At 70.7% G+C, this 15,013-nt stretch carries 15 protein-coding genes; 10 read left to right on the top strand and 5 right to left on the bottom strand.

Going from position 1 to position 15,013, the window contains the following annotated elements; translation table 11 throughout:
* The first annotated feature begins 27 nt into the window (after window positions 1-27).
* Window positions 28-453, top strand: coding sequence for an OsmC family peroxiredoxin (locus J5X86_RS10110; protein WP_208516386.1), 426 nt, complete (start codon window positions 28-30; stop codon window positions 451-453).
* On the opposite strand, the gene J5X86_RS10115 is transcribed toward J5X86_RS10110, so the two are convergent.
* On the bottom strand, window positions 428-1,051 hold the full coding sequence (locus tag J5X86_RS10115; protein ID WP_208516387.1) for a hypothetical protein: 624 nt from the start codon (window positions 1,049-1,051) through the stop codon (window positions 428-430). The genes J5X86_RS10110 and J5X86_RS10115 overlap by 26 nt on opposite strands.
* Window positions 1,052-1,174: 123 nt before the next feature.
* Here J5X86_RS10115 and J5X86_RS10120 point away from each other — a divergent pair, with 123 nt between their 5' ends.
* The 3 genes from J5X86_RS10120 (at window position 1,175) to J5X86_RS10130 (ending at window position 3,821) form a co-directional block, all read left to right on the top strand.
* On the top strand, window positions 1,175-1,951 hold the full coding sequence (locus J5X86_RS10120) for an IclR family transcriptional regulator (RefSeq protein WP_208516388.1): 777 nt from the start codon (window positions 1,175-1,177) through the stop codon (window positions 1,949-1,951).
* Window positions 1,948-2,814: an SMP-30/gluconolactonase/LRE family protein gene (locus tag J5X86_RS10125; RefSeq protein ID WP_208516389.1), complete on the top strand. Its 867-nt coding sequence runs from the start codon at window positions 1,948-1,950 to the stop codon at window positions 2,812-2,814. The genes J5X86_RS10120 and J5X86_RS10125 overlap by 4 nt, the downstream gene beginning before the upstream one ends.
* Before the next feature lie 530 nt (window positions 2,815-3,344).
* A complete protein-coding gene (locus J5X86_RS10130; protein ID WP_208516390.1) occupies window positions 3,345-3,821 on the top strand; it encodes a hypothetical protein in 477 nt (158 codons plus the stop codon).
* Between the two features lie 51 nt (window positions 3,822-3,872).
* On the opposite strand, the gene J5X86_RS10135 is transcribed toward J5X86_RS10130, so the two are convergent.
* Complete coding sequence (locus J5X86_RS10135; protein ID WP_208516391.1) at window positions 3,873-4,301, bottom strand: MarR family winged helix-turn-helix transcriptional regulator; 429 nt, start codon at window positions 4,299-4,301, stop codon at window positions 3,873-3,875.
* Window positions 4,302-4,389: 88 nt separating this feature from the next.
* Here J5X86_RS10135 and J5X86_RS10140 point away from each other — a divergent pair, with 88 nt between their 5' ends.
* Window positions 4,390-5,409, top strand: a complete 1,020-nt coding sequence (locus J5X86_RS10140; RefSeq protein ID WP_208516392.1) for an NADP-dependent oxidoreductase — start codon at window positions 4,390-4,392, stop codon at window positions 5,407-5,409.
* 275 nt (window positions 5,410-5,684) lie between these two features.
* On the opposite strand, the gene J5X86_RS10145 is transcribed toward J5X86_RS10140, so the two are convergent.
* The gene (locus J5X86_RS10145) at window positions 5,685-5,897 is read right to left on the bottom strand and encodes a hypothetical protein (RefSeq protein WP_243979958.1); all 213 of its coding nucleotides are present in this window, start codon (window positions 5,895-5,897) and stop codon (window positions 5,685-5,687) included.
* A 121-nt stretch (window positions 5,898-6,018) separates the two neighbouring features.
* On the opposite strand from J5X86_RS10145, the gene J5X86_RS10150 reads away from it, so the two are divergent.
* Complete coding sequence (locus J5X86_RS10150; RefSeq protein ID WP_208516393.1) at window positions 6,019-6,417, top strand: hypothetical protein; 399 nt, start codon at window positions 6,019-6,021, stop codon at window positions 6,415-6,417.
* A 689-nt stretch (window positions 6,418-7,106) separates the two neighbouring features.
* Complete coding sequence (locus tag J5X86_RS10155) at window positions 7,107-8,639, top strand: alpha-N-arabinofuranosidase (protein ID WP_208516394.1); 1,533 nt, start codon at window positions 7,107-7,109, stop codon at window positions 8,637-8,639.
* 72 nt (window positions 8,640-8,711) lie between these two features.
* Here the strand turns inward: J5X86_RS10155 and J5X86_RS10160 are convergent, their stop codons facing one another.
* On the bottom strand, window positions 8,712-9,497 hold the full coding sequence (locus J5X86_RS10160) for an intradiol ring-cleavage dioxygenase (protein ID WP_374229236.1): 786 nt from the start codon (window positions 9,495-9,497) through the stop codon (window positions 8,712-8,714).
* A 329-nt stretch (window positions 9,498-9,826) separates the two neighbouring features.
* Here J5X86_RS10160 and J5X86_RS10165 point away from each other — a divergent pair, with 329 nt between their 5' ends.
* Window positions 9,827-10,939: a polysaccharide lyase family 1 protein gene (locus J5X86_RS10165; protein ID WP_208516396.1), complete on the top strand. Its 1,113-nt coding sequence runs from the start codon at window positions 9,827-9,829 to the stop codon at window positions 10,937-10,939.
* A gap of 79 nt (window positions 10,940-11,018) precedes the next feature.
* Here the strand turns inward: J5X86_RS10165 and J5X86_RS10170 are convergent, their stop codons facing one another.
* Window positions 11,019-12,731 (bottom strand): PHP domain-containing protein, encoded by a 1,713-nt coding sequence (locus J5X86_RS10170; RefSeq protein WP_243979960.1) that lies wholly within the window; start codon window positions 12,729-12,731, stop codon window positions 11,019-11,021.
* Between the two features lie 93 nt (window positions 12,732-12,824).
* On the opposite strand from J5X86_RS10170, the gene J5X86_RS10175 reads away from it, so the two are divergent.
* Together J5X86_RS10175 and J5X86_RS10180 are read left to right on the top strand one after the other, a co-directional pair.
* A complete protein-coding gene (locus J5X86_RS10175; protein WP_208516398.1) occupies window positions 12,825-14,180 on the top strand; it encodes a jacalin-like lectin in 1,356 nt (451 codons plus the stop codon).
* 18 nt (window positions 14,181-14,198) lie between these two features.
* Complete coding sequence (locus tag J5X86_RS10180; RefSeq protein WP_208516399.1) at window positions 14,199-15,002, top strand: EI24 domain-containing protein; 804 nt, start codon at window positions 14,199-14,201, stop codon at window positions 15,000-15,002.
* Window positions 15,003-15,013 lie beyond the last annotated feature (11 nt).

Raw genomic sequence — 15,013 nt, forward strand, 5'->3', positions numbered from 1 at the left:
TCCGACAGGAAGCAGGGAACAGCGAGCATGGCTACGACGCGTACCGCGCACACCGTCTGGCAGGGCAATCTGGCCCAGGGACAGGGGACCGTCACCTTCGACTCCTCCGGCATCGACCAGCAGCCGGTCTCCTGGCCGTCCCGCGCCGAGCAGGCCAACGGCAAGACCAGCCCCGAGGAGCTGATCGCGGCGGCCCACTCGAGCTGCTTCTCGATGGCGCTCTCGCACGGCCTCACCCAGGCGGGCAACCCGCCCACCCAGCTGACCACCCGGGCCGACGTCACCTTCCAGCCCGGCACCGGGATCACCGGCATCCACCTCACCGTCGAGGGCACGGTGGAGGGCCTGGACGAGGCCGCGTTCACCGCGGCGGCCGAGGACGCCAAGAAGAACTGCCCGGTGAGCCAGGCGCTCGCCGGTACGGAGATCACGCTGTCGGCGAAGCTGGCCTGACGTTCTCCATACGCTGCAGCAGACCCCAGGTGAACTCCGCCACATAGTGGCGGAGTTCACCGTTCTCCGCCTCCGGCGCGTCGAAGGCCAGCCGCCAGCGGGTGGGCGCCGAGCCCTCCATGGGCCGCGCGGGCGCGAAGGCGCGCGCCACCTCGTCCACCGTGCAGGACCAGGGCACGAGGTCGGCGGCCGTACGCAGCCGCGGGGCGGGTGCGCCCGGGGCGCGCACCAGCCACTCGTTCCACACCGCCCCGTTCGGCGCGGTGAGCACCTCGAACCGCAGATCCGGCCACAGCGGCACGGACCACCTCAGCGCCTCGCTCGTCAGATCGCCGATCCGGCGGGTGGAGGTGGACTCGGGCGGGCCCAGTACGGAGCGGTAGCGGGCGACCGCCGAGCGCCGCCGTGGTGAGCGCTGCATGGCCTGCCAGCGGCGGTTGGCCTCGCGCATCACCGCACGCCCGAAGCCCAGCTCGCGCAGCGCGTCCTCGACCAGCCCCGGCTGATGGTCGGCCATCCGCCGCAGCAGCACGAGGACGAAGGGGAAGGGAGTGGGGAACGAGTCGGGCTGGGGGAACGAGCCGGGTGCCGAATCCATGGCTCCTACTTTGCCGGACCATTGCCGGGGGAAGTCCCCTCCGCATAACCTGTGTTCGCGATACCGGCCACCGGCCGGAATCTCGAACGCTTGCCATCTGACCAGAAGGGGAGGGCGAGCACTATGGGACGCCTGGTGCCCGCGGTGACACGGGCTCTGGACATACTCGAGCTCTTCCTGGACGGAGACGGCACCCTCTCCGCACCCGAGATCACCCGTCGGCTCGGCCTGCCCCGTACGACCGTCCATGAGCTGGTGACCACTCTGGCCGCCCGTTCCTATCTGGTCCAGGTACCCGACCAGCCCGGCCGGTATCGGCTCGGGGTGCGGCCGTATCAGCTCGGCAGTCGCTACGCCGAGCAGCTCGACCTGGCCGCCGAGGGCCGGCAGGTGGCCCGGAGCGTCGCGGAGACCTGCGACGAGACCGTGCATGTCGCGATTCTCGAGGGCATGGACGTCATCTATATCGCCAAGGTCGACTCCACCCACGCCGTCCGCATGGTCTCCGCCGCGGGCCGCCGGCTGCCCGCCCACTGCACCTCGGTCGGCAAGATGCTGCTCGCCTCCCTGTCGGACGACGCCCTGGACGCGCGGCTGTCGAGCGAGCAGCCGCTGGCCGCGATGACGGACAACAGCATCACCTCCCCCGTCGAACTGCGCCGCCATCTCGTCACCGTGCGCGAGCGCGGCATCGCGGTCGAACAGCGGGAGTCCAACCCGGATGTGAGCTGCGTGGCGGCTCCCGTACGGGACTCCACGGGCAAGGTGGTCGCGGCGCTGTCGATCTCGGTGCCGACGATCCGCTGGAGCGAGGAGCGCCAGGCCGAGCTGACGGAGCTGGCGGCCAAGGGCGCGGGCGAGCTGTCGGTGCGGCTGGGATATCGGAGGCGGGACATATGAGCACACGGCCGTCGCTCGAAATAGCGGTGCGCGCGAGCGCCGTGCTCGGTGAGGGACCCACCTGGGACGCCGCCGCCCGGCGGCTGATCTGGGTGGACATCCTCTCCTCCCGCGTCCACACCTACGACCCCGCCACCGGCCGCCGCACCACCCTGGCCACCGAGCAGCATGTCGGCGCGGCCAAGCCCCGCGCGGGCGGCGGTTTTGTGGTCAACCTCCGCGACGGCATCGGGGTGTACGGGGCCGACGGCGGCTTCGACTGGCTGCTGCGCGAGGCGGTCCCCGGCCGCCGTGGCAACGACGCCGCGGTGGCGCCGGACGGCGCGCTCTGGGCGGGCACCATGCGCTACGACGAGACGGCCGGCGGCGGCACGCTCTCCCGGATCGGGGCTGACGGCTCCCCTACGGAGTTCCTGCCGGAGGTGACGGTCAGCAACGGCATCGGCTGGAGCCCGGACGGCCGCCTCATGTACTACATCGACACCCCCACCCGCCGTATCGACGTCTTCGACGTGGACGACGCGGGTGGGACGGCGGTTTCGGGCAGGAGGCCGTTCGCCGAGGTCGAGAAGGGCGCGGGCTTCCCGGACGGGCTGTGTGTGGACGCCGACGGCGCGGTGTGGGTCGCCCTGTGGGACGGCGCCGCGATTCGTCGCTACGCCCCCGACGGGACACTCGATCGGGTGGTGGAGCTTCCGTTCCCGCGCCCGACCGCGTGTGCCTTCGGCAGTGCGGACCTCACCGATCTGTATCTGACCTCGGCACGGGTCGGACTTGGCGCCGCCGCGCCGCCGCTCGCCGGGTCGCTGCTGGTCATCGAGGGTGCGGGGCAGGGTCTGGCGCAGCCCGCCTTCGCCGGCTGAGCGGGGCCGGGCGGGCATCGGCCGCCGGTGGGACAGGGCCTGACGAGGGCTTTCGTGCGGTTCTTTGCACAGGATCCTCACACCCCGCGTCCTGCTGACCTACCCGTTGGTCACATAACCTGCCCGGCGAAATGGATTACTGCTCTCCCTGCCGCCGCCATCTCAACGGTGCCGTCTCCTGCCCCGGTTGCGGGACGCCCGCTGGGGATCTCGGCCTGCCCTCCGCCACATCGGACACGGCACACGAGGGCGGGGCCGACACGCCCGCGCCCCGTGCGGAGCGGAGAGCCGACCGCCGTGCGGACCGGCGTGCGGGCGGACGTGCCGAGCGGCGTAGGGACGAGGGCGAGGACCGGCACACGGATCGACGTACGGACGAGCCCGAGGACGGACGTACGGGCGGGCGTGCGGATCGGCGTGCGGCGCAGGCGTCCCCCGCCTCAGGGGCCACCCGTGCCTCGCGCCGGAAGCCCAAGCCCCGCCTCTTCGGCAGCCGTGCCCGGCGGGCCCGCCGGGGGCGTGGCCGACGGGTGACGATCATGGCGGCGGTGCTCGGCCCGGTGCTGGCCGCGGTGTTCGTGGCCGAGCTGGCCACCGAGGGGCACTGGCGGGAGTCCTCGCCGTCGCCCAGTCGGCAGGAGCCGGTGGCCGACCGCAGCGGCGGGGTGTCGGACTCCGACGAGCCGGTCACCCAGGACACGACCGGCCCGAGCGAGCTCCCCTCGGCGTCGGACAGCGGCCAGGGAGAGGACGAGGACGCGTCCAAGGACAAGGGCAAGGGCGACGGGAAGTCCAAGGACGAGAAGGACGACACCTCGTCCGATCCGGATGGGGACTCGTCCTCGGACCCGTCCGACACCACCTCCTCGGCCCCGGGCGGCCCCGGTACGACCCAGCGGCCCACCACCCCGTCGCATCCGGGGCCCACCGCCCCGGCGACGGTCGCACCGACGCCGACCCCGTCGCCCTCGGAGACCTGCAATCGCTTCCTGTGGTGGTGCACCTAGCCGGGCATCACGGCGCGCTACGGCTCTGCTCTCGCTACGGTTCCGCCTTCGCTACGGCGCGACGCCCAGCATCCGCTTGAGCAGATCGCGCAGCACCGTACGCTCCTCGTCCGAGAGCTCCGCCAGCGGTTCGCGCGCGAAGTCGAGCGAGCCCCGGAGCCGCTCGGCGGTCTCCCGGCCCGCGTCGGTGGCGGCGGCCAGCTTGACCCGCCGGTCGGCCGGGTCGAGGCGGCGCTCGGCGAAGCCGCGCGACTCCAGGCGGTCCACGATCCCGGTGACGTTCGACGGCTCGCACTTCAACTGCTGGGCGAGCCGGCGCATCGGCGTCGGGCCGCCGGACAGCAGGCCCAGCACCCGGGCCTGTGCCCCGGTCAGGGAGTGCTTGGCCGCGGCCTCCTCGTATTCCTCGTGATAACGGGCCACGATGGTGCCGATGAGCTCGACGACCTCGAGGGTCAGCGGGTCGATGCGGGACGTCATGGCAACCAGAGTACCCATTTACTTGACAACATGAAATATCCAGCAGCATGATTGTTTCATCTACTGAAACGTATGAGAGGGCCCTTCCATGTCCGTCATCCCCACCACCGGCCGTGAATGGCACCTGGTCGCCCGCCCCCAGGGGTGGCCGAAGCCGGAAGACTTCGCGCTGCGCGAGGCCCCGATCTCCGAGCCGGGCCCCGGGCAGGCGCTGGTCCGCAATCTCTACATGTCGGTGGACCCGTACATGCGCGGGCGCATGAACGACGTGAAGTCGTATTCGCCGCCGTTCCAGCTCGACCAGCCGATGCAAGGCGGCGCGGTCGGCAAGGTCATCGCCTCCAACGCGGAGGGACTCTCCGTGGGCGACCACGTCCTGCACTTCGGCGGCTGGCGTGAGTACGCGACGGTGAGCGCCAAGAGCGCCGTCAAGGTCGACCCCGAGGTCGCCCCCCTCCCCGCCTACCTCGGCGTGCTCGGCATGCCCGGCCTCACCGCGTACGCGGGGCTGCTGGAGGTCGCGTCCTTCAAGGAGGGCGACGCGGTCTTCGTCTCGGGCGCGGCGGGCGCGGTCGGCAGCGAGGTCGGCCAGATCGCCAAGCTCAAGGGCGCCTCCCGGGTGATCGGCAGCGCCGGTTCGGACGAGAAGGTCCGGGTGCTGCTCGACGAGTACGGCTTCGACGCGGCCTTCAACTACAAGAAGGGCCCGGTCGCCGAGCAGCTCAAGGAGGCCGCGCCCGACGGGATCGACGTCTACTTCGACAACGTCGGCGGCGAGCACCTCGAGGCCGCCATCAGCCGCCTCAAGGTGCACGGCCGGATCACCGTCTGCGGCATGATCTCGCAGTACAACGTCACCGAGCCGCCCGCCGCCCCGCGCAACCTCACGATGGTCATCGGCAAGCGGCTGCGGATGCAGGGCATGCTGGTCCAGGACCACCAGGATCTGCAGGGGCAGTTCTTCGAGGAGGTCGGCGGCTGGATCCGCGAGGGCAAGCTGCACTACCGCGAGACCGTGATCAAGGGTGTGGAGAACGGGGTGGACGCCTTCCTCGGCATGCTCCGTGGGGAGAACACCGGCAAGATGATCGTCGCGTTCGAGGACTGACGAACCGAGGACCCGGCGAGGACCCGGGCCACGGATCCGACGCCCCCTGCCACCCGTTGGCAGGGGGCGTCGGCGGGTCGACTACGGCAGCACCGCCGTCGTCAGCGAACGCCCCGGCAACTCGACCGCCAGCCGTCCATCGCGCACCCGCGCGGCAACTGGATCAGGCTCCGGGTGGCGCCCACCAGCGCCCACCGAGGCGCCGAACCAGTACACATACGCACTCGCCCCCGCGTCCGCCGGCGTCGCCTCCGCGACCGCGAAACCGTCATCTCTTATGCGGTCGTTCCACGCCTCGTTCCACGTCGTGCCGTGGGGCTCCACTCCGACATCCAGGTGCGGCGGCTCGTCGGCAAGGGCTGGTCGGAGGGGGCGACATACGGATGGCCCGTGTGCACCGCCACCTGGTCCGCCGCCGCCTTGTCGGCCTCGATCGCGGCGGAGTACGACGCCTGCTCGTCCCATCCCGCCGCGTCGCAGTGGGTCAAGGGGCAAGGGTTCGCTCAAGAGGTGATGTGCCGGGGGCGGTGGGTACCCGAAGAGATCCGGCGTTCGCCGGAACCGTAAGAACCGGAAGAGCCGGAAGAGACCGAACGGAAAGGTGGCCCCATGTCCACGATGGCCGGTCCGGAACAGCCTCGGTCCGCCTCGCAGGTGCTGGTGGCGGTGAGCGGAATCTCGCGATACGACGCCGAGGCCGTCTTCGGTGTGCTGCGCATGTGCTACGAGTCCGACGAGGCGACCACGAATCTTCCGCAGGACGTGGGGGAGGGGCGGCCCACGGTGTGGACCTCCGTCTTCGAGGTGGCCGACCCACGCGAAGAGCCCCGCCCCGCATCACTGACGGCGCCCGTCACCGCCGACCTCCAGGGCGGCCCCCGCCAGGTGCAACAGGTGGCGGACGTCCTGGCCCACGCCTTCGAGGTGCGCGAGCAGGGCACGGTGGCGGGTGACCAGGAGCGGGAGCTCCGACTGAGGCTCTCCAGCACTGGTATCCGCCCGGAGTAGGGAGCGGACGGCTGCGGACCGCTGCGGCCGGGGGCGTTCGGTCGGGCGGCGCGGCCGGGGGGTGTGGCTGAGCGGTGTGGTCGTGTGCGGCGCCGTCTCGCGCCTTCGGCGCAATTGAGCAGCGGGGCAGGGGGTGCCGGGCCGGGCCCTCGCCGCCGGCCGCCGGGCCGGTGGGGCCGAGGGCCGGTGGCGGCCTCCCTGGCCGGGGGCCGAGGCCGATGCCGGACAGCAGGGGGGTGGGGTGCCCTCTAGAAATCGCTTGATGAATTAGTTGCGCTATATCAAGCGTTTTTTCAAGGGGTACCCGGACCCCCACCGGCCTGATGGTCGGCGATATGGCCGTGCCGGGCCGTGCCCGGACAACCCCCGCCTCCGGCAGTCCGGCATCGGGCCTCGGCCCCGGGCGGGGGTGGCCGCCACCGGGCGTCGCGCCCACCGGCCCGGCAGTCGGCGATGTGGCCGCGCCCTGGCACCTCCGCCGCCGCTGCTCAATTTGCGCCGTAGGCGCGAGACGAGAGCCGCACCCAACCAAGCCGCGCACCCCAAACAACGCACCCCCGCCCCGCCATTGACGCACGTGGCGGCGAGATCTTACGGTCGCGTTCGAAGAAACGAGCGCTGGTCGATATGCCGAATAGCCGCGAAACCGCGATGTCGCGCAGTCGCGGCACCCGAAGAGATGGGCCGCCATGCCGCAGATCCCTTCCGCTTCCGACTCCGCCTCCGCCTCCGCCCGGTTCACCCTCGACCCCGCCTTCGCCGTCGGCGAGGTCCACCCCCGCCTCTTCGGCTCGTTCGTCGAGCACCTCGGTCGTTGCGTCTACACCGGCATCCATGAGCCGGGCCACCCGGCCGCCGATGAGGCCGGGCTGCGGACAGACGTCCTCGCGCTCATCCGCGAGCTGGGCGTCAGCGTTATCCGGTATCCCGGTGGCAACTTCGTCTCCGGCTACAAGTGGGAGGACGGCGTCGGGCCGGTCGAGGAGCGTCCGCGCCGGCTCGATCTCGCGTGGCGTTCCACCGAGACCAACCGGTTCGGTCTCTCCGAGTACATCGACTTCGTCCGCAAGGTCGACGGCGAGCCCATGATGGCGCTCAACCTCGGCACACGCGGTGTCGCGGACGCCCTTGAGCTGCAGGAGTACGCGAACCATCCGTCCGGCACCGCCCTCGCCGAGCTCCGGATCGGCCACGGTGACAAGGATCCGTACGGCATCGGGCTGTGGTGTCTGGGCAATGAGATGGACGGCCCCTGGCAGACCGGGCACAAGACCGCCGAGGAGTACGGACGGCTCGCCGCCGAGACCGCCCGCGCGATGCGGCAGATCGACCCGGACGTGGAGCTCGTGGCCTGCGGCAGTTCCAACCAGTCGATGCCGACGTTCGCCACCTGGGAGGCGACGGTCCTGCAAGAGACCTACGACCTCGTGGACCACATCTCCCTGCACGCCTACTACGAGGAGCGCGACGGCGACCGCGACTCCTTCCTCGCCTCGGCCGTGGACATGGAGTCCTTCATCGAGAACGTCGTCGCCACCTGCGATCACATCGGCGCCCGGCTGAAGTCGAAGAAGAAGATCAACCTTTCCTTCGACGAGTGGAATGTCTGGTACCAGACCCACTATCACAATGCCGAGCCGCTCAACTGGGAAGAGGCCCCGCGCCTCCTGGAGGACAACTACTCCGTCACCGACGCCGTCGTGGTCGGCTCGCTGCTGATCGCCCTGCTCCGCCACGCCGACCGCGTCACCGTCGCCTGCCTCGCCCAACTGGTCAACGTCATTGCCCCGATCATGACCGAACCCGGCGGCCCCGCCTGGCGGCAGACCACCTTCTACCCCTTCGCACAGGCGTCGGCCCATGGGCGGGGGAGGGTGCTGCAGGTCAACGTCGACAGTCCGGCGTACGAGACGGCCGTCTACGGCGAGGTCCCGCTGCTCCACGCCACCGCCGTCCTCGACGAGTCCACCGGCGCGGTGACGGTCTTCGCGGTCAATCGAGACCAGCACCGCCCCCTCCCGCTGGAGATCGCCCTGCACGCCCTGCCGGTGACCCGTGTGGTCGAGCACACCGTCCTCGCCGACGCCGACCCCGAGGCCCGTAACACCCTCACGGACCCCGAGCGCGTCACCCCGCACCCCGGCGAGGGCACGGCACTCGCGGACGGCGCCCTGCGCACCACGCTCGAGCCGATGTCCTGGAACGTCATCCGTCTGGCCTGAGCACCTGGGCAGGGACGACGTCCGTGAAGGGCCCCGCCCGGGGGTGCCGGGCGGGGCGGACGGGGAGTCGGGTCAGGCGTCCGGGTCGACGCCGACCGTGAGCGTGCCGCGGTAACCGGCGGACGGGGTGCTGCCCAGCGCCGTCACGGCGAGCAGCCCGGCGGCGGTGCCGCCGTTGCCGTAGATGCCGTCGGCGGACAGGGGAGTGCGGGGAACGGTGTTGGTGGAGTACGGGGAGAGCTTGGCCACCGCCTCGGTGATCTTCTCGTCGAAGAAGAGCTGTCCAGTGTGGATCTCGTTGCCGCCGGTGAACGAGCCGTCCGAGGTGAGCGTGACGTCCGTGTGCACCTTGAGGTGGACGTGGATGCAGCGGCCGCGGTACCAGCCGGGGTAGATGCCGGTGAGGTTGGCAACCCCGTCGGCGCCGGTGAGCACGGCACCGCGCAGGAACTTGCCGTTGTCCGGCTCCTGGTGGCCGTTGTTGCCGACGAAGCCGGAGTACTCGCCGAGCGCGTCGCAGTACCAGATCTCCACCAGCGCCTTGTTGAGCGGTGCGCAGGTGGCGGTGTCCACGACGGTGAGGGTGAGCTGGAGCGGGACTCCCTTCTTGTCCTCGGCGACGTTGGAGCGTACGAGGGCGTGGTCGAGGTAGTACGGGCCCTCGGTGAGCTCCTTGGTGAGCGTGCAGATGGCGGCGGCATCGCGGGCCGGTGCAACACCAGTGCTTCTGGTGGCCGTGGAGGCCGTCTCGGGGCGGGCGGCGGCCGTGCCCGCGCCGATTCCGATGGCCGCGGCGGCCGCGCTTCCGGCGACCAGTACGCGTCGGCGCCCCATGGGGGCGGAGGATAAGTCTGTCATGAGCATGGAAAGGTAGCGGCGGCATCTGTGGGACGCCTGTGGATTCGGCAAAGTCCGTTCCCGTCAACTCTGCTTATGGACAACTCCCTTGCCGTGAAGGGGTGTTGACAGCGTCACAAGCGCTTACTAGCTTCTTCCGGGATGGCTGCTGTCCGCCGGGGCGGTCTTGACCGCACCGCCCGGCGTCAGGGCCCCGCACCCGTCAGAGCCGCACCTTTGGTGATCTCCACCGGCCTTTGTGATCAGCGTGCTTGCCCGCTCATCCGCGCTCATCCCGCAAGCGATTACCCCTCCCGTGTGGAGATCCTCCGAATGAGAGGACTCCCCCCATGCGCTCGACGCACGACCACGGCACCACGGACGACATCGGTGACCTCACCAGCGCCACCCGTGCCACCAGCGCCTTGAGTACCCCCGTCACCGCCCGCAACCGACGCCGACTGACGGCGGTCGCCGCGGGCGTCGCCGCGACGCTCGCCCTCGGCGGCCTTTCCACGGTCTCCGCCCATGACGCGGACTCGGCCGACTCCGCACGCTCCGAGAGCACACACGCCACCGCCGCGCGTCTCTTCGCCGAGACCACCCCCATCGGCTTCGGCGCCGGCACCACGGGCGGCGGAAACGCCACCGCCACCACCGTGACCTCCCTGGACGCCTTCAAAGCCGCCGTCACCGGCGACAAGGCCAAGGTGGTCAAGGTCTCGGGGCTGTTCTCCCTCACCGGCCAGGTGGACATCGGCTCCAACACCACCGTGCTGGGCGTGGGTTCGGGCTCCGGCTTCACCGGCGGTGGACTGCGGCTGAAGGAGGCGACGAACGTCATCGTCCGCAACCTCAACCTCAGCAAGCCCCGGAAGCCGTCCGATGCCATCACCGTGCAGAAGTCCACGAAGGTGTGGATCGACCACAACACCCTCTCCGCCGACCGCGACCACGACAAGGACTACTACGACGGTCTGCTGGACATCAGCCACGGCTCCGACAACATCACCGTCTCCTGGAACAGATTCGCCGACCACTTCAAGGGCAGCCTGGTCGGTCACAGCGACAACAACGCGAGCGAGGACACCGGCCACCTCAAGGTGACGTACCACCACAACTGGTTCACGAACGTCTACTCCCGCATCCCCAGCCTGCGCTTCGGCACCGGCCACTTCTACGACAACTACGTCCAGGGCGCGGAAACCGGTGTGCACTCCCGGATGGGCGCACAGACGCTGGTGGAGAACAACGTCTTCCGTGACACCAAGGTGGCCGTGACCACCAGCCGGGACAGCGACATCGACGGCTATGCGGTGTTGCGCGGCAACGACCTGGGCGGGGCGGCCACGGAGGTGTCCCAGACCGGCAGCTTCACCACCCCGCCGTACGCGTATACGGCGGAACCGGCGTCCTCCGTCGTGGCGACCGTCACCGCCCAGGCGGGCGCGGGCAAGCTCTGAGACGCGGATGCGCCCCGCCCAGCCGTCAAGACGGACGCACCCGGCCCCGTCGTCAGGACGGACGCACCCGGGCCCGTCGTCAGGAGGGCAGCACCCACATGGGGTTGGCGTAGAACCACAGATCGCGCCAGGGATCCGCATCGCCCGGCACATCCATCGCCGGGCCGTGCGGATCCACCGCCGCGCCCCGCGCGCCCACCGCCGTCCGGTTGCCGTCGGTCCCGCGCAGCCGTACATACAGCGGACGGTCCACGGTGCCGAGGTCGTAGGAGAGCCGCACCGACCCCGACGTGCGGCTGATCTCGAACGACTTGACCACTTGAGCGCGTGGCGCCGTGAACGTGTCGCGGTCGCCCAACGCCCCCGTGACCTCGCCCTGAATGACGTCCACCCGCGCCAATGTGGGTATGAATCCGGCCCAGTTGGGACCGTTCGCCAGCGCGATGTCCATATCGAGCCGCACCCGGGTGCCCCGCTCCACGTGCAGAGTGCCGCCGAGGGTGACCGAGCGGCCCCCGCCGGTGCTCCCGCCGCGACGTTCGCCGCCGCTGAGCCGCGCGTCGAGGCCGCTGATCAGGCCGCCGTGGTCCACCCAGACCCGGCCCGCCCGGATGCCGTCCATGACGGCGGCGTACGAGAAGTCCTCGGCGCCCACATGGGTGCGGCTGTACTGGCCCGGCCAGTAGTCGTTCTCCTCCAGGTCCAGCCCGCCCCGGTACACCGGGTCGTCCTGTCGCCCGTTGGTCTCGTAGTCGCTGCCGGGGCCGCGCATCGCGGTGTCGGCGTAGACGTTGTGGGAGTCGGAGTTGGCGGTGATCCACCACGGCTTGCCCTCGGCGAGCAGACTGTCCCACAGCCCGCCCACGGTCGCCGTCATCCAGTCGAAGCCGCCCCAAGTGCGGTACGACTCGGCCGGGTACGCGGCGAAGGACTGGGGGCCGGGGGCGTTTTCGTACAGCCCGCGCGCACCGCCCGGGCCGTGTGCGGAGGCCGGGATCCCGGCGGCCTGGTGGCCCGGCGCGCCCTCCATACCGACGGCGATGTGCGGCTGGGCGTCCCGCCAGCCGCGGATCTCGTGCGGGGAGTCGAGGCCCTTGCGGGCGGGGTGGTTGGCGAGCATCAGCGCGGCCTTGACGCGCCGTCGGCGCACCGCGTCGGAGAGGAAGTCAAGACCGGCGATGGCCAGGGCCTCGTTCTGCGGGGTGGAGTCGCCGGCGTTCTTGACCGACCCGTCGAAGGAGGTCTCGAACTCCTTGAGGACCGCCACCTCGTCACGGCCGGGGTGGACGAAGACCGTGCCGTGTTCGGCGCCGGGGATGTTCCACTCCAGCCCCTGGAAGACGAGTGCGTCCCGGTGGGTCTCGCGCGCTTCGCGGATATCGGGATTGACCTTCTCGACCCCGATCCGGGCGTGGGTGACGTTCCCGTGGTCGGTGATCACCATCCAGTCCAGGCCGTGCCGGGCACCCTGCCGCACCTGGTCGATGACCCGGTACTTGCCGTCGTTGCTGTACTGGGTGTGGATGTGATGGTCCCCGGCCAGCCACAGATAGCCGCCGCCGTGCTGCCGGGAGCCGGGCGCCGCGCGGGTCGCCGCGACGGCGCGCGCGGCGCCGCCGTCCAGCACGCTCACGGCACCGAGCCCCGCGCCCACCAGCCCCGCGCGGCGCAGCATCGAGCGCCGGGAGAGCTGGTCGGGGGTCAGCTCCTCGTCCCGTACGGACAGGTCGAGAGCCGGGGGAAGGCTGTGCACCGCGTGTTCATCATGAGGGTGGTGATGTCCAGGGGCCATGAGCGCGAAGGTAAGGAACGAGGTTGAACACCAGCCGAACACCGCACGCCCAACAGCCCCTCGTCACCGGTCATCAGCCGAGAGGATGTCTCCTTGAGAATCATCGGACGCTTAGCCGTCGCGGCCGCGACGGCGCTCACGCTCTGCGCTACCACATCCGGCGCCACGCCCGCGGTAGCGGATGCCAAAGCCCTCGGGGTTCCCCACAACGCCGTGGCCTCCGGCACGTTCAATGTGCTCACCTACAACGTGGCCGGGCTCCCCGAGGGCCTGTCCTCCGGCCACCCCGCCAAGAACACCCCGCTGATATCGCCCCGGCTCGGCGCGTACGACATCGTCAATGTCCAGGAGGACTTCAACTACCACGCCGCGCTCTACGCCGGTGACGACCACCCGTACCGCACCCCCACCAGCGGTGGCGCGGCCTTCGGTGACGGCCTCAACACCCTCTCGGACCTGCCGTACGACGACTTCGAGCGGGTGAAGTGGAACCGGTGCAACGGCACCGACTGCCTCACTCCGAAGGGCTTCACCCTCGCCCGGGTGCGGCTGGCCGAGGGCGCGTATCTCGACCTGTACAACGTGCACACCAACGCGGGGACGACGGACGCCGACCTCGCCGCGCGCCGCGCCAACGTTACCCAGCTCTCCGACTACATCGCCGCCAACTCCGCCGGCAACGCGGTGCTCGTCATGGGCGACACCAACACCCGCTACACCCGCGCCGCCGACAACATCCGCGACCTGGCCACCCGCAACGGCCTCACCGACGCGTGGGTGGACCTCGTCCGTGGCGGTTCGGCGCCGCCCGCCGGTTCCGACGCCCTCGTCTGCGACCCCGAGAACGTCACCGACACCTGCGAGGTCGTGGACAAGGTCCTCTACCGCTCCGGTCCGCTGCTCTCGCTCGCCGCCACCCGGTATCACAACGAGCACACGTCGTTCCTCGACGCCGACGGCAAGCCGCTGTCCGACCACTATCCGCACACCGTGGACCTGTCCTGGCGCACCTCCGGTGCCCTGCGCGCCAGTGACCAGTTCGGCGGTCCGCACGGCACCGCCTTCAACGACGCCGACGACCTGTCCGCCGCACCGCCCGCGCCCCGCACCCTCACCCTGCGCGGCGGCTCCCGGCTGGACGCGGTGTCCCTGGCCATGGACGGCGGGGCGGCCCTCACTCACGGCGGCACGGGCGGCACCCCGGTCTCCCTCACCCTCGGCCCCGCCGAACACCTCACCTCCGTGACCCTCACCCGGGGCCAGAAGGACGGCCGCACCCGTGTCTTCTCGGCGGCGTTCACCACCGACACGGGACGGACGGTGATGGCCGGATCGCCCACGTCGGACGCCTCCACTTATGCTGCCCCCGCGGGCTGGCGGATCGTGGGGTTCACCGGCCGCGCCGGTGACGAGATCGATAAACTCGGCGTCCTTTTCGCGCCACGTTAGGCCAGTAGGCTTCGGCCCATGCGTGATCTTGTGACTGGCTTCGGTTATCTGATGAAGGGGCAGCGCTGGGCGGCCCGGCACGGGAGATGGTGGGGGTTCGGGATGATTCCCGCCCTGATCACCCTCGTCGGCTACGCGGCGGCCCTTGTCGCCCTCTTCTTCTGGACCGATGACGTCATCGCATGGGCCACGCCCTTCGCCGACGACTGGTCCTCACCCTGGCTCGGCATCTTCCGCGGCGCCCTTACGATTCTCTTCGCCGCCACCTGCCTCTTCCTCGCCGTCCTCACCTTCACCGCGGTCACGCTCCTGGTCGGCCAGCCCTTCTACGAGTCGCTCTCCGAGCAGGTCGACCGCTCCGAGGGCGGCGCGGTCCCCGACTCCGGCCTGTCGATCTGGGCGGAGCTGTGGATAGGGCTGCGTGAGGCCATCGCCCTGCTCATCCGCGTCACCCTCTGGAGCGTGCTCTTCTTCGCGCTCGGCTTCATCCCGGGCGTCGGCCAGACCGTGATCCCCGCGCTGGCCTTCTGCGTGACCGGCTTCTTCCTCACCGAGGAGCTGACCTCGATCGCCCTGCTGCGCCGCGGAATCCTGCTGAAGGACCGCCGCCGCATGCTCCACTCCCGCCGCCTCCTCGCCCTCGGCTTCGGCGTCCCCCTGGCCCTCCTCTACCTCCTCCCCCTGGTCGCGGTCTTCCTGATGCCGGGCGCCGTCGCGGGCGCGACCCTGCTGGTCCGCGACCTGACGGGCGAGAACGAGGACGCGGCGCCGCAGGGCGAGACGGCGGGGGGCCCGGCGGGAGCCTTCAACGGCGCGCCGTAACGGGGTGTCGT

Origin of the sequence: Streptomyces sp. NEAU-YJ-81 (genome assembly GCF_017592595.1) — a bacterium.
Taxonomy (GTDB): domain Bacteria; phylum Actinomycetota; class Actinomycetes; order Streptomycetales; family Streptomycetaceae; genus Streptomyces; species Streptomyces hygroscopicus_B.